This is a genomic window from Psychrobacter sp. 1176_08, from assembly GCF_052850615.1.
This window is the reverse complement of the sequence record NZ_VXCU01000002.1, coordinates 286860-306139: the sequence shown is the minus strand read 5'-3', so window position 1 is coordinate 306139 and position 19280 is coordinate 286860. Positions and strand designations below refer to the sequence as shown.

Genomic DNA, 19280 nt, shown 5'->3' with positions numbered 1-19280 from the left:
TTAAAATAGAAAATGCATTCAAAAACAATGACTCTCCTACGCTACCACAATCATTATTTTTTTATACGTTTTTTAATAAACTACCGTGTTTACATTACGATCTATTGTAAATATCGATTGGTACCTTAAAGCGCCTATTTGGTAGCTCTCTGACCAACTTTGGTACAAGATAACCTGGTAGCACTGCTAACAGCGACCAATAAAGCTCAACTGCCGTCTGCTCGTCACTATCAAAGTGAGCTGCGCCAGCAACTTTGTCTAGTACATGCAGATAATAAGGCAAAACACCTGCGGAAAACAAACGTTGACTTAATTTTTTTTGTACCTCGATGCTATCATTAATTCCTGCTAATAGGACAGCTTGGTTTAATAAAGTAATTCCTGCGCTACGAACGCGTTGCAACTGCTCCGAGGTAAATGCATCAATTTCATTGGCATGGTTACAATGAATCACCATCACAATATGGCAGCGACTTTGGGACAACCTTCCTAGTAATGCTTCATCTAGACGGGCTGGAATCACCAACGGTAAGCGAGTATGCAACCGAATGGTAGTCAATTGCGGTATGGACTCTAGCGTATCTAACCAAGCGAATAAACGCCTGTTTGTGACGTTTAATGGATCCCCACCACTCAAGATTACCTCATTAATGTCAGGATGCGCCGTGATATAGTTGACGATGTTTTCTTTTGCATCCGCTGTGGGCATATTGGCACTATAGTCAAAATGTTGGCGGAAGCAATAACGACAATGAATCGCACAAGCACCCGTAATGGTCAATAACACCCTTGACTGGTATTTATGTAGCATACCTTTGACTGGGTTTTGCGTATTTTCACTTAATGGGTCAGCCACATAGCCTGTTACTTTCATTTGTTCACGCTGATCTGGCAATACTTGTTTTAATAAAGGATCATTGCGATCACCAACTCTCATTTTTGCCACAAAATCACGCGGCACGCGTAGCTCAAAATGCTTAGGCACATAGACATCTGCACGTAATGATTCAAGCTTTAAGAGATGTAATAGCTCATCGATGGACGTAATGGCTTCGGATAATTGCGTTTGCCAGTTTTTTTGTGTGATTAAATGGTTTATCATGACAGCCTACTATCTGTGCCTAAAAGGCGGTATTATACGCCTTTAAGGTGTACCCTATCAAAGTATACCCGTTACCCTTTAAGCACTTGGCGTAACAGCAGCTTTTTGTACAGTAAGCGCTACTTATCATCATATTTACAACCCCTAGGAGTCTCTTGTGGCAAGTTTTTCTACTAATGAATTTAAAGCTGGTCTAAAAGTTATGCTCGATGGCAATCCATGCGCCATTCTTGAAAACGAGTTTGTCAAACCTGGTAAAGGTCAAGCCTTTAACCGCGTCAAGTTGCGTAATCTTCGTAGTGGTAAAGTGTTAGAGCAAACGTTCAAATCAGGTGACAGCTTAGAAGCCGCTGATGTGATGGATACGGAAATGAACTATCTATATAACGATGGTGAGTTTTGGCATTTCATGCACCCTGAAAGCTTTGAGCAAATCCAAGCGGATAAAAGCGCCATTGGTGATGCCCCACAATGGCTAAAAGAGAACAGTAATGCATTATGTACCATTACTTTGTTCAATGGCGCGCCTTTGTCAGTCACTCCGCCTAACTTTGTTGAGCTACAAATCACTGAAACCGATCCTGGTGTACGCGGTGATACCTCAGGCGGTGGCGGTAAACCTGCTAAGCTAGAAACTGGTGCTGTGGTACGTGTGCCATTATTTGTGCAGCAAGGTGAAGTGGTACGTGTTGATACCCGTACTGGTGACTACCAAACTCGTGTCAACTAAGTATTTATGAAGCCCAGCGTATATAAAGCTTAATATCTACAAAAGATAGATAGCGGTCAAAACATTGTTTCAAGAGCATCGTTTTGAGAGCATTGTCTCAAAACCATGGATTTCTATAAGACAGTCACTATTTATTTTTCCATAAAAAAGCTGAACCCCTTATAAAGCGGTTCAGCTTTTTTGTATTTATAATGATCATTACTGCTGTGTCTATAAATTCTCTATAGCAATCAACAGAATCATCTCATGATATACGTTTGCAGCTCTCATCATTAGCTAATGTTAAAACATTATTCTTCTTCGTCTTCATCTAGCTGCTTTTGGATAAGCCAATACTGGACCAATGCATTGAGCTGTTCTTGTTTAAAAGGCTTGGTACAATAATCTTGCATACCAACCTTTAAGTACTTTTCGCGTTCACCATCCATCGCATTGGCAGTCAAAGCAATAATAGGCGGCAGTGACTTAGGATCATACAGCTCATGCAGTTTGATGGTGGCCTGTACGCCATCCAAGATAGGCATATGATGATCCATCAAAATCACATCGTAGCGGTTAGGGAATAAAGCAAACATATCAATAGCTTGCTGTCCATCTGTGACATGTGTGACCATATGCCCACTATTGGTCAAAGCCTTTTTGGCGATAATGGCATTCACTGTATCATCCTCTACCAATAAGATATGACCGGCTCGTTCATGACTGGGTTCAATCAAAGTAAAGTCGTTTGACGCTTGCCACGTCTCGTACTGGTTTGCACTTATGATAGTCAAAGGCAGCAAGACGCTAAACGTAGTACCCACACCAACTTCACTATCTACCTCGATGTAACCACCCATTAAGCCGACTAAAGACTTACAGACAGAGAGTCCAAGACCAGTTCCACCATAAAGGCGATGTGTGAACTTATTTGCTTGATCATAGGCATCAAATATTGCTTCTAACGAATCTGCTTTGATCCCAACGCCCGTATCTTTTACTTCAATACACAGTGTCATGACATCGTCGGAGTCCGTGTTTGTATCTATGTCTTCATCATCGCAGTTTAACAAATGCTTAACATCGATACTCACGCGCCCACCTTCACGCGTAAACTTAATTGCGTTATTGACAAGATTCGCCAAAATTTGTTTAAGGCGGACAGGGTCTCCCTTTATATAAGGCGATAACGACTCTGTATAATGATAATCCAAAATTAATCCACGTTGACGCGCTTTAATCGCAAAGAGACTGACAACTTCATTGCATAAAGCCGATAAATTGACTGGTACCGTGTCAATTGTCATTTTTCCAGACTCTACTTTGGATAAGTCTAGAATACCATTGATGATTGACATCAAGTGTTCATTAGACACTTTAATATTATTTATATATTCTTGCTGTTCAACACTAAGATCCGTGTCGCCTAGCATCTCCACCATACCAATAATACCGTTCATCGGTGTACGGATTTCATGGCTCATATTGGCCAAAAAGTCTGATTTAATCTCATTGGCACGTTTGGCATCACGCTGCTTGTCCTGTAGTTGCAAGGCATCTGCAGCTATCATTGCAAATTGAGCCAATATCTTTGCCTGTTGTTCGTCAAAGCTATGATTAGGCTTCGTATCCATTACGCATAAAGAGCCTAAACGATAGGTAATATTATCTTCATGCAAAATAATGGGCGCGCCAGCATAAAATCGTAAATAAGGCGTTTCTGTCACCAATGGATTTTGGCTAAAACGCCTGTCTTGAGCCAAATCTGGCACAATAAAGACTTCATCAGACAGCATCGTATAATTACAAATAGATATCTCACGTGGTGTCCGGCAAATACCCCCAAGTCCATGAGCTGATTTTAGATACTGCGTCTCCTCATCCATGAAGGCAATAGTAATGATAGGCATATCAAAAAACAGCCCTGCAAGATCAATAAGGCGTCTAAATGCTGGCTCATCATTGTCATTGAGCACTTGGTATTTTTTCAGCTTATTGATACGCTCTGCCTCATCTACCGCCACTGGGTAACTGTGTCTAGGTGAGTTAAGTATAGACAAGATAGACTCCCTTAAATAATATCAGACACCCGATTTTATGTTTGCCTGTGCTATCAGCAATTGTAATGCTTCGCTTACCATTATCATCGCTACCACCGATGTGACAACCACTGCTGAGCCATAACCACCGCAGTGCAGTCCACCTGTCTGACAGCTCTTATCCACGCGAGGGGGCTCTGTAGAATAAACACACTTGATACCGAATTTTTCTTTTAGTGTACTGTTGATACCTTTTTCGTGACGGAGCTTGTTGCGTAGTTTGGCCAGTAATGGATCTTGATAACTCTCACGTAAATCACTGACTCTAATTTGACTTGGGTCAATTTTACCACCTGCTCCACCTGCACAAACCAGCTTGAGCTTATTAAAACGGCAATGAAGGGCAATGGCCAATTTAGCATTCATATCGTCTACACAGTCTAACACCACAATAGGCTTACCCTGAGCAGCAGCTGTTTTTGCGTCTTGACGGCTTGGCAATAGCGTTTCTACATTATCTACTGTCAAGAAGTCATCTATTAAATTTAAGGTCACTTTGGGATTGATCTCGCGCATACGTGATGCCATCGCTGCAATTTTACTTTGGCCAAAGGTACTGTTCAATGCTGGCAGCTGCCGATTAACGTTTGAGGCGACCAATACGTCCAAATCAATTAAAGTAATAGTACCTACTGCCGTTCGAGCCAAGGCTTCTGCTGCCCAAGTACCGACCCCCCCTACACCAATAATATAAACATGGGAGGCTGCAAATATATCAACTGACGACTGTCCATAAAGCGTTTTTGTACCCTGAAAACGACGATCATATTGATCACTATTGGCTTCACCAACGTCTTCTATAACGGCACTCTCAGTAGCGACAGGCACTGTCAGTAATGGCTCAAATTGTCGTGTTTCACTCATACCAATTATATACTCTCTTATATTAACGCAGTTATTCTTTACAATTACTTTAACGATTAGCGACAACCATTAATAGTACTATCACTCATTTTGGATAATTCCATGTCATTTGTAAAGCTGCGCAACTGTTAGACCATAACTGCTTAGCAAGCACATCAGATGAAATATCGAGTAACTTACTCAAGCTTTTTAGTACCCATGGTAGGTTACTTGGTACATTTCTATCTTGAATAGGTGCACTACTGTCTTTTTGCTGTAAGCCTTGCTCAAGTGTTGATGACTCTTTTATCGTTGTCCGGCACATAACAGGTATCATATCTGGACAATCTGTCTCAATCACCAAGCACTCAATGCCATACTCTTGAACAGCAGCTTGAATTGCTGAGCGCAATTTTTTGGCGTTAGGATTGGTTACCTGTCCCGTCACACCAAGTTTAAAGCCCAGTTTTACAAATGCTTTTGCTTCTTGTACACCGCCACTAAAACTATGGGCAATACCACCAAGCTTATGGGCGTTATAATCATGCGCCTTTAATATCGCCAATGCTTCTGCGTGTGCTTTACGAATGTGCAACATCACTGGTAACTGATGTGCTACTGCGATATCCAATTGCGCTTTAAAAAACCGCTCCTGCTTGGCGTAAACCTCTGGCACCTTCATGGCCGCGGTAAACGTATCTAACCCAATCTCTCCAATCGCTATGGGTCGATCTTTAGCAACCATTTTTGCCATATCTTCAAGGTGGGCATCGCTATGCTGCTCAATATAAAAAGGATGCAAGCCCAAAGCAATATAAATATTGGTACTTGCCTCATCCTGACTAACGTCTTGTTGCGTAGAGCGCGGTGATAGCGTTTTGATCTGCTCTTTATTGTTCGGTTGATTACTATAGCGTTGCCTGGTCTTGTACATACGTTCAAAATACCGATACAAGTAGCCGACCAATATCAAATGCTGGACGCCATTCTCATAAGCTTTTTGTGTGAGCAGCGCCCTATCCTCATCAAACACTGGTGCATCAAAATGTGTATGAGTATCAATTAGTGGATAGGAATTAGTTTCATTCATTTTAGACATAGTAGAAAAACCTACAAGAGTCATTCATAGACTCCAAATTTTTTATTTTTTAACCGAATACTTCATTATTTATTATCTTTTAGAAACATTAAATAGAAAACTATCTATAAATAATTATTTTATTATCAATATAATATATTTTCACAAATAAAAATAAATGGCTACCTATTTTTAGCAGTATATCGTAATTATTTAATCGTGTTCGGCAGTTTTCTTACCGTTTTTCTTTTCGGCAAGTTCAATAGAAGGCTTTATACTGGCTTTCTGACTACTACGTCTTGGGACGATCAATAATGCTGTCGCAGCACCCGCTAACGTAACCCATTTTTTAACATTTCTGATTTCCATTACCATGACCTTTATATGCCCATAATAGTCTGTAAATTTTATCTACAACGATTTACACCAAGTATTTAAATAGAATAGTATTTAAATACTATTTAGTATACTAAGATATAAGAATCGCTATGTTTTTCTATGTTATGAATACGCAAGCTAATGTACGGAATATTATGAGTTAAATAAGCCGTACATTTAAGAGATAAAATTAAGACATTGTCATTTTATATACGCGTTATGAAAAACCGTATGGTGCATGCTTATCGATTTAGAGGATAGGTTGTTATGCCCGTGCTTGGCGCATCTACTTTGGTAAAACCCTGAGGTGCTGCCCGTGGTGTTTGATCTCGCTTAGGGACAAGGGGGTTTAGTGGCATTAGTTCGTAATCTGCACTGACATCACCATTCCACCCTTCTGTACCACTCAACGGTAATTGTTTGATAGTGCCGTTCTTGTCAATGACTAGCTGTAGTACACGCATCTGATTGAACTTGCGTTCTGTAACGCTAGCGACTGCGCCGCCATCACGAAGGATGGTTGGCTGTAAAAATATAATCAAATTGCTTTTTTGAGTGGAATCATTGTCAGAGCGAAATAATCGACCAATGACTGGTACATTACCCAAACCCGGTACTTTTTGTTGACGCGTGGTGGTGTTATCGCGCATAAGTCCCCCTAGCGCAATGGTCTGTTGATCATCGGCTAAGATGGTCGTATTGATGAGGCTTTTATTAGTAATTAAGCCGCTAGCATTGCCTGTGCTGCCTGGTACAACTGATGACACTTCTTGTGAGACTTCCAACCGTACCGTGCCATTATCCCCAATATGCGGAATAACGTTCAGATTAATACCAATGTCTTGGCGATCGATGGTCTGGAAGGGGTTATTTGAGTTATTGCCGCTGGTAGTGAAAGAACCTGTCACAAACGGCACGTTTTGACCAACTAGAATACTGGCCTTTTCATTATCTAATGTCAGAATAGACGGCATAGACAGCAGATTTGCACTGGTAGAGGAATCAAGCGCTTGCAAGATAGCCCCATAAAACTGGGTATTTCCTCGACTGTCTTTGCTACTATCGCCAATACCAATCAGAGCACCTGCTATCGAACCTGCTGCTGCACTGATACCCGCTGATCCACCACCAGATAAAGCGGCCGCGGCAAGCGAAGCGGCACTTGCGCCCACATTGTTAAAGTTAACCACACCATAGCCACTATTGGCGTTACCAAGTGCCCACTGTACCCCAAGCTGGGTCGCATCATCACCAGACACTTCTACGATAGCGGCTTGAATTAAGACTTGCGCACGGCGATTGTCTAGTTGATTAACGGCGTCTTCAATTTCAAACATCAGCTCAGGTGCGGCATTGACGATGACCGCATTTTGAGTTTCATCCGCGATGATACTAAAGGGTCGACCACCCACATCCGAACCACTGCCTCCACTTGAACTTGGGCTAGCAGCAATTGAATTGGCGGCACTGGTATTGATACCACCCGTCTCGCCAGTTAATGCAGCGCCTGTACTAGGCGTATCATTCAATGATGCTGATTCTAATGAAGAAGCTGCCCCAGCGCTATTGATGGATTGATTGGCAAGTAACCCACGTAGCATTTCTGCAATATGAGACGCACTGGCATACTTTAATCGAAAAACACGCAACCCACTCAAACGCCTTGATGGCGTGGTATCTAACTGATTGACCATTTCTTGTACTTTGGCAATCATTTCAGGACTGCCCTTAACCAACAGTCGGTCACTCGACGCATCAGCAATAACCTTAAGCTGGTTGCTACTGCCTTGTGCTTGCCCACCGCCCGTTGTCATCACTAGCGAGCTGATTAAGTCCATCATGCGTTCGGCATCGACATGGCGTAACGGTATCACGTGCAAACTGTCATTAACATTGCTGTCTAAATCGCGAATAAGCGCTGTTAATTGGTTGAGACTGTCAGCACGATCGGACAAGACCAAAGCATTGACGCCTGGTACAGCAGCCGCATGGGCAGATTGTGGCATTAATGGTCGAATAACGCCCAGCACTTCTGCTGCTTGGGTGTTGGTCAAATAAATAACGCGCGTTGCTAGCGTCTCGCCGACACTATTACCACGCAAATCTACGGCCACGCCAGATTGTTTGGCAACATTGTCTGGCACCAATTTGATGGTCGTACCCGAATCAATTGCCGCTACCCCATTGACTTGCATCACACTCAAAAACAGCTGATAAATTTCATCCCGTGATAAGGCTTTGTTAGAGATCACTGTCACATTACCATTGATACGGGGATCAAGAACAAAGTTCTGGTCAGTGATGGTCGCAACTTCATTGATAAAAGCTTTGATATCAGCATCTTGTAAGTTGACCTTCCAGCTTTCAGCACTTGCAAGACCAGTACCAGCAGCCCATAGTGGCACTGCAATGCAAAGTGGACGACACAGGCGCATCAAACGCTGTAATACATGGTGCAAAGGCGTGACTGAAAAATTACGAGAACTTACCATATTCATGTTTACCCAAAATGATGTCGCTTAGGATGTACTAACCTTATTGTGTGCTAAAAGTGATCCCTTAGCAGGTGGCTTACAATAGCACTAATCAAAGTCTTGTTTCTTTTAAATAGGATACTTAATATCATTGCATTTCTCTAAAACTGCTGACGAATCGTAATCACTTGCTCACCGCGGCGCACTTCTATCTGCGCCTCGCCCGATTGCTGTATCTGTTGGAGCACACCAGCATCTTGTGCAGGATTGCTACCCACGCTCTGACCATTGACCGTCAACACTTGATCGCCTGGCTCAAGGCCTAGACGATTACGCAATTTAGCAGGCATCGCTGCCGTCACTTGATAGCTCTCACCAGATGCCATGACACCCATTCTGCTCAGATAACTGGCAGGATTATCCTGTAATGCCGTAACGGCTTCTTCTATCGCAGATTGCGGACTGGTTGTCTCACCCGTTTCGGGGGCTTCAGGCGTCATATTCTCCATAGGCTGAGGCGTGGTAGGCAGCATGTTATTATTCGGCAAACGCTGATTGCTAATGCCGCCTGCTATCATATCACTTTGGTCTAATGGCATGGCTTCTGGCATCTGAATGACGGTTTGTTTTTCATTTGCATCGGCAATGACAATCTCATTCCAGTCGACTGCAATTAAAGTATAGCCACTGTCTTTTAAGCGATCGCCAATGCGATAGTTTTTTACTTCACCGTTAACATCCAGCATGGCTGAAGACAGGCTCTCCGGTATGGCCAGTAATACGCCTTTCAGACCAATATTGGGTGGTGGCTGTACGGCAGCAGCAATGGGATCAGGCTCAGCGAAAATAGCGAATACACTACCAGAATCAGTGTTGGCACTAGACGTGTTTTGCAAAGTCGCTAACGGCAATGAAGGCGCTAATGGTGGCGCTAATAATAGCCACAATAATCGCGCGGCTGTCCAGCACAACCAAGCGATGGTCAATAATAGCAACCAACCCGAGAAGCGATTGAGAGTTTTAATAACAGGCTTGAAGTTCGCAGACACATTCATCATTTAGGGCATCCCCAGTCCAGCCGATAGTGGCTGACGTACGCTGACGACTGGTGTATCTTGCGGTGCTTGCCCCTTATACTCAGGCATATTTTCTAATAGACGCTGGGTCAAACTGACATCTAACATCATATCGCCATCAACATATAAGTCACCCAAACGCTTATCTTGGTTATTGAGCAAATTGATATGCAGCAGGTTCTGATTGTTTTTCTGCTCGGCACTCAGCTCAGCTCGCATCACTGGCATGGTAATATAAAAAATCTTACCGCCGCTCGGATAGCCAACTTCACCGCCAACCCATGTCAACTGACCGTCCGCTTGAGTAAATCCAGCTAGTGCCTTATTAGACTCATTGTCTGCTGCACTTGAGCCAGACTGAAGTTGCAATGATACGTTGTTGACTTGAATGGGTGTATTGGGCAACTGCCAATCAACCACACTGGCTAGCGTTTCAGGTGCTATTTTACCGCTCATATTATCAACTTGCCACGAGTTGACCCCTACTTTTACTTGTCCGTTTAAGCGGGTTTGGTCTGCTTGAATATCAACCTCAGCACCTAACTTGCCCAATAATAGGTGCCACGGCTGCCATGACCATTTTGCCGTCCCTGTGAGTGGTATCGCTGACACAGGCATTTGCCAAATAACTGAGCCTTGCCATAAGTTACCAGACACGTGCTGCACATAAGGCGTATCAGGCGCATACTTCTCTAGTAGCCACGATGCTGGCATCTGCAAGATAGCAAATAGTGCAAACAATATGATCCCAACCAGCCACCATAACTTGCGAGGACGCTTATGAGACGATGCAGAAACTTGGGGCACAGTGGCATAACTCTTCTATGAGACGAAAATGTCATTATCATAACAAACAATGGCATACAGATGACAGAAAAAAAGCCAGTATCTTTTTTGCCAAAATACTGGCAATAAAGATACTGGCTTCGTCTATTATAAACGCTATCACTGCGTACAATAAAATTTACTGGTTACACCTAAGCTGTGTCCATTGATTTTATAGATAAGGTAGCCTATGACTACCTAAGTGATGGCATCAATATTATCTATTACACTGCAAAATCTTCGAGATCACGACCTGCCGTTAACGCTTCAACCAACCAAGTTGGCTTACGACCACGTCCTGTCCAAGTCTCTTCATTGTTATCTGCGTTACGATATTTGATACTGCGCTTTTTCTCTAGCTTTTCGCCCGCTTTCAAAATCTCTTCGATAGTCGCATTGCTGTCTTCTGAAATTTTCTCGAACTGCATATAAGCATCATACAAACGCTGATGTTGCTTTTTGGCAATAAGTTGCTGAGCGTTTTCTGTGATGGCGCGTAGCTCATCTACATTTAGGTTGTCCAAGTCGATTACGTTATTCTTGCTCATAATAAATCCAACTGTAAAATAAAATAAAGATCAACTTAATAGATATATTAATCGCTATTAAGCACTGATAAATAATTATTCATTCATTTCTAAAAGAATGAATAAACCACTAAAATATTAAATATATAAAAATTATTAATTATCATTTTTATGATGCTCGTCAATATAAACAAAAACTTATCATAAATCAATAGCGCACTATTATGACCATATAACAAAAATATTAAAAAGCAAACATAAGTAAATAAAATAAATTTTTATAAATCAGTACTTGGCAAGCATGATTTTTCTCTAATTTTAAATAGTTTATTTATAATAAAATAAACATAAATCTATAAAAAACCTCTAGCTGACTCAAGAGGTTTAATGCTTATATTTAACTATAAAGTACTTTTTATCTATTTTTGGCGATCACTAGATCCATTAGAAGTACTATAGAGCTGAGATTGAAATAGCCCCAATACTATTGCTCAATTCGCTTTATAAAACTGGTCATACCAAGCGATAGATCGCCATGACTTTTACGTTGTATCTCTTGTGCCAAAATCAACAGTTGTGAGTTATTCACACATTGCTCTAGCAAGAGTAAATAGCCCCAAGCCTCTGCCGCAGACGCATTTCTTTCTATATAAACTGCCAAATCTGACTTTATGTTTTCATATCTTGCCGCAGATAACTTAGTTTTAAAAATATTGCCAATTGCTTTCATTCTTTTGGGAGATTTATGATTGAAAGCACGATCAATGGCTGACTCAATACTGATATCAGAGGACTGGTTTATTGGTTGGGTTTGAGTATCTATCAAGGTACTGTTGGCACTAACGATCTCAATATACTCAAGCTCTAAAAGCAATTCGAGTAACGATGTTATGCCGCCAAAACTTGCGAACATCTTGCTCTGGTTTAGTGCATAAAGATAACTTTGATAATCTCTCTTACCATCAATCATGATGAGTAATGTTCTTGCTTCTCGTGGTAATATACCCAGACCTTGAGACTTTACTTCATCTCTTCCTAAATCCGTTTTCACAAACACATCACTACTATTCATGCTTTATCCCTACCAATAACGATAAAGAGAGTATCGCTTTATCGTAAACCTCTCACCCAATAAATTTTACGTTTTAGCACTAAATGGTAAAACAGTAGGTTTTCATTAACCCTAAAAAACACTTTTATAAAAATACTTATCTTTATATTTTCTAACCTCTTCATTTACAAGGATTATATCAACCACTTTTAATAAACTACTAGCATTAATTGAAACCAATGGAATAGACGGTTGATATAGCGTATGAAAGGTACTTTTTATAAATTTCAAGACAAAATTTATTAAAAAACACCAATACAATATTTATCATTTTTCTTATATAAAACACTTATTATCTTTTAGTGACATTAAATAATCTATAAATACGTATGAACATATACTTATAAAAGAAGACGGTTATCTGGAATAAATCAGACAAATGTTCTATAAATTATTAATTTTGAAGAAATATATAAACTTATTTCTTTCTATATAAATTTTATTAATTACTTAAAATCAAATATTTTCATATTATTTATCATTTGGCATTAAAAAACTCTGCAATAGCAGAGTCTTGTTTTTCTAAGCAAATCGTATTTAAAAAAATAGCTCGTTGATAATATTATCAACGAGCTAAATATCTATAAATACAATATTCTATTATTATATAAGTTAGAACGGGATGTCATCGTCTACAGGACCATCCGGCATGGCAGTAGGCTTCGACTGTGCGGGACGTTGTTGAGTCGGTTGGTTAAACTGGTTTTGCTGAGCAGGCGCATTTTGGTTATTAAAGCTATTCTGGCCACCTTGGCTCGCCCCAACTGCTTGATTATAGCCGCCTTGCTGATTATTGGCTTGTTGACCAAAGTTATTTTGATTGCTTTGGCCGCCTTGATTGCCATAACCACCTTGCACTTGGTTCTGACCACCAAAATTACTGCTGTCTTGACCGCCACTCTGACCATCTAACATTTGCATTTGCTCAGCACGAATCTCTGTAATATAACGATCCTGACCATTTGGATCTTGATATTTACGAGTACGCAAACTGCCTTCGATATAGACTTTACTACCTTTACGCAAATACTGTGCAGCGATTTCACCCAGACGATTAAATAGTGAGATACGATGCCATTCTGTCGCTTCTCTTTTTTCGCCGCTTTGCTTGTCTGTCCATTGCTCTGACGTCGCAACCGAAATATTGGTCACGCTACCGCCATTACTAAATTGACGTGCCTCAGGATCTGCTCCAAGGTTACCGATGATGATAACTTTATTAACTCCGCGCATGATACCGTCCTTTTATTTATGAATAATTTACTCAAATATTATTTAATAGAACCCGTAAATTCTATTAATGATATGACGTTACTTTAACCAATTTTTGTTCAAATATCTACAGACTATCAGCTGGAGACGACAATGTATGTCGCTTAGATATGTATATCATTATATTTAAAGGTTAAAAAATGAGAGTGCCACTATTTTGCCATTTTAAGCGATTAATGAACACCATCAACCTTTATCATTTCTAAGTAAAATCCTAATTATTACGTTATTTTGTGTCAGGATCTTTGCGATGCATGCTTAGAGTCACACTGCCCAACTCTACCCCAAATTTTTTCATCACTGATCGATTGAGCATGACATCGTCATTGATAAGATACATCCAATCGTCAAAATCGACTTGGTAGGTTTTGTCCTCAACAGGCAAAGCCAATACGTAATTCCAATGCAAGGTATTACCGACTACTTCTCCTGTTGCTTCGCCGATGACATCTCCTGCTGTCCCAACCCAGACGCCATTACTTTGCTCAGTCAGTCGCCATATACGCTGCGATTTTGACCCGTCCGCCCACGAGAATTTTTCATCCAAAACGATGACATTATCTCCTTCGTGAGTCGCATTGATATCGACATAAAACCGTTTTTTGACCTCGCCATTACGACCTTGAAACATTCCCCAACCATCAATTTTCCCTGAGAAAAACTCATGCATATCGAGCGTTGGCGTAGTGTTCTGATAGGCCTGAATATTTTGCGTGGCGCAGCCAGAAGCCAATAGCGTGGCTGACAGTCCAAAACCCATCGCCAGCTTTTTAAACTTACTCATATCAATTCCTTTTAAATAGAGATAAATACTTGGCGTTCACTTATTAACAATGGCTACCTATAACCTATAGTGTTATTGTCTACTCAATTCTGTCTATATATTCTTGCGTGCTGTGCCTTCAGACAGAGGCTACGCAAAATTGACTTCAGTAGAACTATTCTCTTTTTAAAATGAGTTCCCTATAAAGCATATTAGATATCTAGGGGTTTTTGTGCCAAATGCGACAGTGCTTGTCGCGAATCATCGGTCAACTGCGCCTTATCGAGTTTTAAATAAGCGACCTGCTCTTTTGCCATAACCACCAGCTCATCCACCCCTTCTACCGCCAATATCTGGCGTGACCAGTCTTGAATATTGATGTTTTTGGGAATCGTCACCGTCGTGCTGGACAAATAAGGTGGTTGAGCAATTGGTATAATCAAAAATAGCGCAGCGCCCATGACAACTGCCAGCAGGCCCCATGCCACCAAGTTGGGCTGACTGAGTAGCAACCCACCCATCGCACCACCAACAAACGCGCCTAAAAACTGACTCGATGAATTTAACCCCATCGCCGTCGCTTTATTGGCAACGGGCGCACGCTTAGAGATCCATGAAGGAATCGTGGCCTCAAGCAGATTAAACCCCATAAAATACAGCAGCAATCCAAAAATAATACCAACACCAATCTGACTACCAAAGGCAAGAAATGCCAAGGCTGCAGTCATTACTGCAATGGCGCTCAAAAATACCTGGCGCATTTTACGTTTTTTTTCGGCAATGATGATAAAAGGAATCGCCACTGCGAAACCAACAAACAAGAGCGGCAAATAAACCATGCCTTGTTGACTCACCGACAAACCCATGACGTCCTTGAGCTGGTGCGGTAGTATGACGAATATCGCGGTCATGGTTAGATGTAGCGCAAAGACACCGATATGTAAGCGGTTTAAATCGCCTATCTTAAGGACAGTCGCTAACTGCTCACGAATCGACTTGTTGTCTAGATTGTGCTTGAGCACACGCAAAGGCGTGGGAACCATGAGCAATAGCACCATGGCTAAGACAGCGAAACCTGAGGTCAGCCAAAACAATCCTGAGATGCCAAGCGCACCCACTAACAGGGGACCAAAAGCGAAAGCAAGCATAATAGAGGTACCAATGGTCAAACCCATTGTCGCCATTGCTTTGGTACGCATCTCTTCGCGGGTCACATCTGCCAATAGTGCCATCAATACAGCAGAGACCGCACCACTACCTGCCAGCGCACGACCGATGATAACCTCATAAATATCTGTCGCATTTGCCGCAATCATACCGCCGACAGCAAATAAGATTAACCCCAAAAATATAATGGGTTTACGCGGAAACTTATCAGCCGCCAGACTCATCGGTATCTGAAAGATTGCCTGTCCTAGGCCATAAATACCAACTGCCAGACCAATCAAAAACGGGGTGGCATGCGCATAATTGTTACCGTAGACAGAAAACACGGGCACAATCATAAACAAGCCAATCATCCGCAAGGCAAAAATACCGCCGACCCCGAGGATTGCTCGCTTTTCTACGCTATTCATACTTGCCTCACTGATTGATCATCGCTGGTTTAACACTACTGGCTTTACATTGATGTTTTAACACTGGCACTGCTGCTTTATCAAGGCATCACCCTAAAAATCAAGCTCCCTAGTATAAGGTATTCGTCGCCATGTTGCCGAGACTTTTGTCTTTATACCATGGCCAATACAACGCCCACGGCTAGACCTATGCCAAACCATAAACGTAACAGAATAATTTTGTTACCAAGTGCCTTTGGTACGTCATCACACCTTGAATAATGTACCCATCATGACCATAAAGTAAGGCGTCGTAAGCATTATTGCCAAATACTGCCTATGACAAATACCCCGATAAAATGACACTGTTTGTTTAAATCTATAACAAACACCTCCTGTTACTTAACCCTTATTTGATTTAAATTCGTTCAGTAAAATTAAAATAAAAACAACCATTCATACTTTTGACTGATCAATGAATGTATTTTCATTGACCCTTTTATATTTTCGACATCTTTTTACATACCATTTTAGCAAATAGGAAACCCATAAACGATGGCACATGACCATATTGCAATACGTGGTGCACGCACCCACAATCTAAAAAATATCGACTTAGACATTCCCCGAGACAAATTTGTGGTAATCACTGGCCTATCTGGATCAGGCAAGTCTTCGCTAGCATTTGATACGCTTTATGCTGAAGGACAACGCCGTTATGTCGAGAGCTTGTCGGCGTATGCGCGCCAGTTTCTCTCGCAAATGGAAAAGCCTGAGGTCGATAGTATCGAAGGTTTATCACCTGCGATTGCGATTGAGCAAAAATCGACCAACCATAACCCACGCTCAACGGTGGGAACCATCACCGAAATTTACGACTATTTGCGTCTGCTCTATGCGCGTATCGGCACGCCATATTGTCCTGAACATGGTGAACCCATGGTCGCACAGTCGGTCACCGAGATGGTCGATCAAGTCATGGCATTGCCTGATGACACCAAGATTATGATCTTGGCACCCGTAATTCGTGAGCGTAAAGGTGAGCACACTGTTTTACTTGAGCAGCTGATTGGTCAAGGTTTTGTCCGTGTACGTGTCGATGGCGACGTGTACGATACCGATGAGCTACCAACACTCGATAAAAAGAAAAAACATACTATTGAAGTGGTGGTAGATCGCTTTAAAGTCCGTGATGACTTAGGTAACCGCGTTGCAGAGAGTTTAGAGACGGCACTACGTTTGGGTCAAGGACTGGTCACGCTGCACTTTATGGATGGCAATCCAAAAGAAGGTGGTGATGACAACCAAGTCATGTCAGCCAAGCACTCATGCCCTATCTGTGACCGAGCAGTGCCTGAGCTTGAGCCACGTATGTTCAGTTTTAACAACCCATACGGGGCGTGTCCAAGCTGTGATGGTCTAGGTAAACGTCAGTATTTTGCTGCCGAAAAACTCATTACTCATCATGAAAAATCGCTTAACCAAGGCGCCATTAATGGTTGGGACAAGCGTCATGCCTATTACTTTGGCTTGCTGTCTACGGTCTGCAATCATTTTAAGATTGACATGGATGCGCCATGGCATGACTTGCCAAAAGTGCAGCAAGACATCCTCATGCATGGCTCTGGTAAAGAAAAACTCACCTTTAACTTTACCGATGAGCGCGGTCGTAAGACTAATAAGACCGTACCATTCGAAGGCGTGCTGCCTTACTTAGAGCGTCGTTATGCTAAGACACAAAGTAACCTTGTACGTGATGAGTTGGCCAAATATCTGGCTGATACCACTTGTAATGTCTGTGATGGCGCGCGTCTGAATGAAATCTCTCGCAACGTGCGTGTAGACGACCAAACCATTGCCGAAATCGTTAAGCTCTCTATCGGAGACGCTGCCGATTATTATAAAACCCTCAAGATTGGCGGTCATAAAGGCGAAGTTGCTGAAAAAATCTTTAAAGAGATTAACGAGCGCTTAAACTTCCTGGTGAGCGTTGGTTTAGATTATCTGACCCTTGCACGCTCTGCCGAGACATTATCAGGCGGTGAAGCACAGCGTATTCGTCTTGCGAGCCAAATCGGTGCAGGTCTCATGGGCGTCATGTATGTACTTGATGAGCCATCAATTGGTCTGCATCAACGTGATAATGATCGCTTGCTAAAAACCTTGACGCGTCTACGTGACTTGGGCAATACCGTACTCGTCGTTGAGCATGATGAAGACGCCATTCGCCAAGCGGATCATGTCATTGACATCGGTATCGGCGCAGGCGTACACGGTGGTCACGTTATCGCGCAAGGTACGATTGATGATATTATGGCGAATAAAGAATCGCTCACTGGACAATACATGTCTGGTAAGAGACAGATTGAGATTCCAGCTATTCGTCATCAAGCCAAAACCATGGATATGGAAGTCAAAGGTAAGGCCAAAGCCAAAAAAGTACCAATGATGATTGAACTAAAAGGCGCATCCGGCAATAACTTACACGATGTCGACCTGTCCATACCAGTCGGGATCATGACCTGTGTGACAGGCGTATCAGGTTCGGGCAAATCAACGCTCATCAACCGTACTTTGATGCCATTGGCAGCGACACAGTTAAATAATGCGTCAACGCTGATCGCCGATAAGCATGAGAGCATCAGCGGTCTTGAGCATTTGGACAAAATGGTCGATATTGACCAAAGCCCAATTGGTCGTACACCGCGTTCAAACCCAGCCACCTATACAGGCGTTTTTACCCCTGTGCGTGAAATGTTTGCCCAGACACAAGAAGCACGCGCTCGTGGTTATAAGCCAGGTCGCTTTAGCTTCAATGTCAAAGGCGGACGCTGTGAGATGTGCCAAGGTGATGGTCTTATCAAGGTTGAGATGCATTTCTTGCCAGATATGTATGTGCCGTGTGATACCTGTGAAGGCAAGCGTTATAACCGCGAAACCTTAGAGATTCACTATAAAGGCAAAAGCATTGCCGATGTACTTGATATGACTGTGGAAGATGCGACTGAGTTCTTCTCAGCGATTCCAGCGATTTATCGTCGTCTGCAGGCGCTCATGGATGTCGGTCTTGGTTATATTCGTTTGGGTCAGTCCGCTCCAACCCTATCAGGCGGTGAAGCGCAGCGTGTCAAATTGGCACGTGAGCTTGCCAAACGCGATACGGGACAGACGCTCTATATCTTGGATGAGCCAACCACTGGCTTGCATTTCCATGATATCTATAAGCTGCTCCATATCCTGCATACCTTACGCGACAAAGGCAATACCATCGTGGTCATCGAACATAACCTCGATGTCATCAAAACGGCCGATTGGGTAATTGATCTGGGTCCTGAAGGCGGTAAAGGCGGTGGCCTAATCATCGCTGAAGGCACGCCTGAGGAAGTAGCGGAAGTGAAAGGTTCATATACGGGTGAATTCTTAAAGCCAATGCTGGAGCAAGGGTTAAAAGACGTCAGCTAATTAAT

The 19280-nt window shown here is 42.3% G+C and carries 15 protein-coding genes; 2 read left to right on the top strand and 13 right to left on the bottom strand.

Annotated elements, in window-relative coordinates:
• Nucleotides 1-94 precede the first annotated feature (94 nt).
• Nucleotides 95-1102, bottom strand: coding sequence for an EF-P beta-lysylation protein EpmB (epmB, locus tag FW759_RS03925; RefSeq protein ID WP_446442254.1), 1008 nt, complete (start codon nucleotides 1100-1102; stop codon nucleotides 95-97).
• Between the two features lie 157 nt (nucleotides 1103-1259).
• Between epmB and efp the strand changes: the two genes are divergently transcribed.
• Nucleotides 1260-1832: an elongation factor P gene (efp, locus tag FW759_RS03920; protein WP_062845283.1), complete on the top strand. Its 573-nt coding sequence runs from the start codon at nucleotides 1260-1262 to the stop codon at nucleotides 1830-1832.
• A gap of 290 nt (nucleotides 1833-2122) precedes the next feature.
• Here efp and FW759_RS03915 read toward each other — a convergent pair whose 3' ends face one another.
• The 12 genes from FW759_RS03915 to FW759_RS03860 all read right to left on the bottom strand — a co-directional run bounded on the left by FW759_RS03915 (nucleotide 2123) and on the right by FW759_RS03860 (nucleotide 15834).
• A complete protein-coding gene (locus tag FW759_RS03915; protein WP_446442253.1) occupies nucleotides 2123-3871 on the bottom strand; it encodes an ATP-binding protein in 1749 nt (582 codons plus the stop codon).
• A gap of 21 nt (nucleotides 3872-3892) precedes the next feature.
• Nucleotides 3893-4774: a tRNA threonylcarbamoyladenosine dehydratase gene (locus FW759_RS03910; RefSeq protein WP_446442252.1), complete on the bottom strand. Its 882-nt coding sequence runs from the start codon at nucleotides 4772-4774 to the stop codon at nucleotides 3893-3895.
• A gap of 85 nt (nucleotides 4775-4859) precedes the next feature.
• Entirely contained in the window at nucleotides 4860-5852 is a 993-nt protein-coding gene (locus tag FW759_RS03905; protein ID WP_446442251.1) for a TatD family hydrolase, read from the bottom strand.
• A 192-nt stretch (nucleotides 5853-6044) separates the two neighbouring features.
• Nucleotides 6045-6200 carry a hypothetical protein gene (locus FW759_RS03900; RefSeq protein WP_446442250.1) on the bottom strand — a complete coding sequence of 52 codons (156 nt, stop codon included), beginning with the start codon at nucleotides 6198-6200 and terminating at the stop codon, nucleotides 6045-6047.
• Nucleotides 6201-6451: 251 nt separating this feature from the next.
• The gene (gene gspD / locus FW759_RS03895; RefSeq protein WP_446442249.1) at nucleotides 6452-8701 is read right to left on the bottom strand and encodes a type II secretion system secretin GspD; all 2250 of its coding nucleotides are present in this window, start codon (nucleotides 8699-8701) and stop codon (nucleotides 6452-6454) included.
• 143 nt (nucleotides 8702-8844) lie between these two features.
• On the bottom strand, nucleotides 8845-9741 hold the full coding sequence (locus tag FW759_RS03890) for a type II secretion system protein N (RefSeq protein WP_446442248.1): 897 nt from the start codon (nucleotides 9739-9741) through the stop codon (nucleotides 8845-8847).
• The gene (gspN, locus tag FW759_RS03885; RefSeq protein ID WP_446442247.1) at nucleotides 9742-10566 is read right to left on the bottom strand and encodes a type II secretion system protein N; all 825 of its coding nucleotides are present in this window, start codon (nucleotides 10564-10566) and stop codon (nucleotides 9742-9744) included.
• Between the two features lie 242 nt (nucleotides 10567-10808).
• Nucleotides 10809-11132: an H-NS histone family protein gene (locus FW759_RS03880; RefSeq protein ID WP_062845289.1), complete on the bottom strand. Its 324-nt coding sequence runs from the start codon at nucleotides 11130-11132 to the stop codon at nucleotides 10809-10811.
• A gap of 463 nt (nucleotides 11133-11595) precedes the next feature.
• Entirely contained in the window at nucleotides 11596-12183 is a 588-nt protein-coding gene (locus FW759_RS03875) for a hypothetical protein (RefSeq protein WP_446442246.1), read from the bottom strand.
• A 651-nt stretch (nucleotides 12184-12834) separates the two neighbouring features.
• Complete coding sequence (gene ssb, locus FW759_RS03870; RefSeq protein WP_446442245.1) at nucleotides 12835-13455, bottom strand: single-stranded DNA-binding protein; 621 nt, start codon at nucleotides 13453-13455, stop codon at nucleotides 12835-12837.
• A 265-nt stretch (nucleotides 13456-13720) separates the two neighbouring features.
• Nucleotides 13721-14278 carry a DUF3833 domain-containing protein gene (locus FW759_RS03865; protein ID WP_446442244.1) on the bottom strand — a complete coding sequence of 186 codons (558 nt, stop codon included), beginning with the start codon at nucleotides 14276-14278 and terminating at the stop codon, nucleotides 13721-13723.
• Between the two features lie 191 nt (nucleotides 14279-14469).
• The gene (locus FW759_RS03860) at nucleotides 14470-15834 is read right to left on the bottom strand and encodes an MFS transporter (RefSeq protein ID WP_446442243.1); all 1365 of its coding nucleotides are present in this window, start codon (nucleotides 15832-15834) and stop codon (nucleotides 14470-14472) included.
• A gap of 534 nt (nucleotides 15835-16368) precedes the next feature.
• Between FW759_RS03860 and uvrA the strand changes: the two genes are divergently transcribed.
• Complete coding sequence (uvrA, locus tag FW759_RS03855; RefSeq protein WP_062845293.1) at nucleotides 16369-19275, top strand: excinuclease ABC subunit UvrA; 2907 nt, start codon at nucleotides 16369-16371, stop codon at nucleotides 19273-19275.
• Nucleotides 19276-19280 lie beyond the last annotated feature (5 nt).

Coding starts and splice junctions, on each gene's coding strand:
- epmB (WP_446442254.1), bottom strand. CDS start 1,102: ATGATAAACCATTTAATCACACAAAAAAACTGGCAAACGCAATTATCC.
- FW759_RS03910 (WP_446442252.1), bottom strand. CDS start 4,774: ATGAGTGAAACACGACAATTTGAGCCATTACTGACAGTGCCTGTCGCT.
- FW759_RS03905 (WP_446442251.1), bottom strand. CDS start 5,852: ATGTCTAAAATGAATGAAACTAATTCCTATCCACTAATTGATACTCAT.
- FW759_RS03900 (WP_446442250.1), bottom strand. CDS start 6,200: ATGGAAATCAGAAATGTTAAAAAATGGGTTACGTTAGCGGGTGCTGCG.
- gspD (WP_446442249.1), bottom strand. CDS start 8,701: ATGGTAAGTTCTCGTAATTTTTCAGTCACGCCTTTGCACCATGTATTA.
- FW759_RS03890 (WP_446442248.1), bottom strand. CDS start 9,741: ATGATGAATGTGTCTGCGAACTTCAAGCCTGTTATTAAAACTCTCAAT.
- FW759_RS03880 (WP_062845289.1), bottom strand. CDS start 11,132: ATGAGCAAGAATAACGTAATCGACTTGGACAACCTAAATGTAGATGAG.
- FW759_RS03875 (WP_446442246.1), bottom strand. CDS start 12,183: ATGAATAGTAGTGATGTGTTTGTGAAAACGGATTTAGGAAGAGATGAA.
- ssb (WP_446442245.1), bottom strand. CDS start 13,455: ATGCGCGGAGTTAATAAAGTTATCATCATCGGTAACCTTGGAGCAGAT.
- FW759_RS03865 (WP_446442244.1), bottom strand. CDS start 14,278: ATGAGTAAGTTTAAAAAGCTGGCGATGGGTTTTGGACTGTCAGCCACG.
- FW759_RS03860 (WP_446442243.1), bottom strand. CDS start 15,834: ATGAATAGCGTAGAAAAGCGAGCAATCCTCGGGGTCGGCGGTATTTTT.
- uvrA (WP_062845293.1), top strand. CDS start 16,369: ATGGCACATGACCATATTGCAATACGTGGTGCACGCACCCACAATCTA.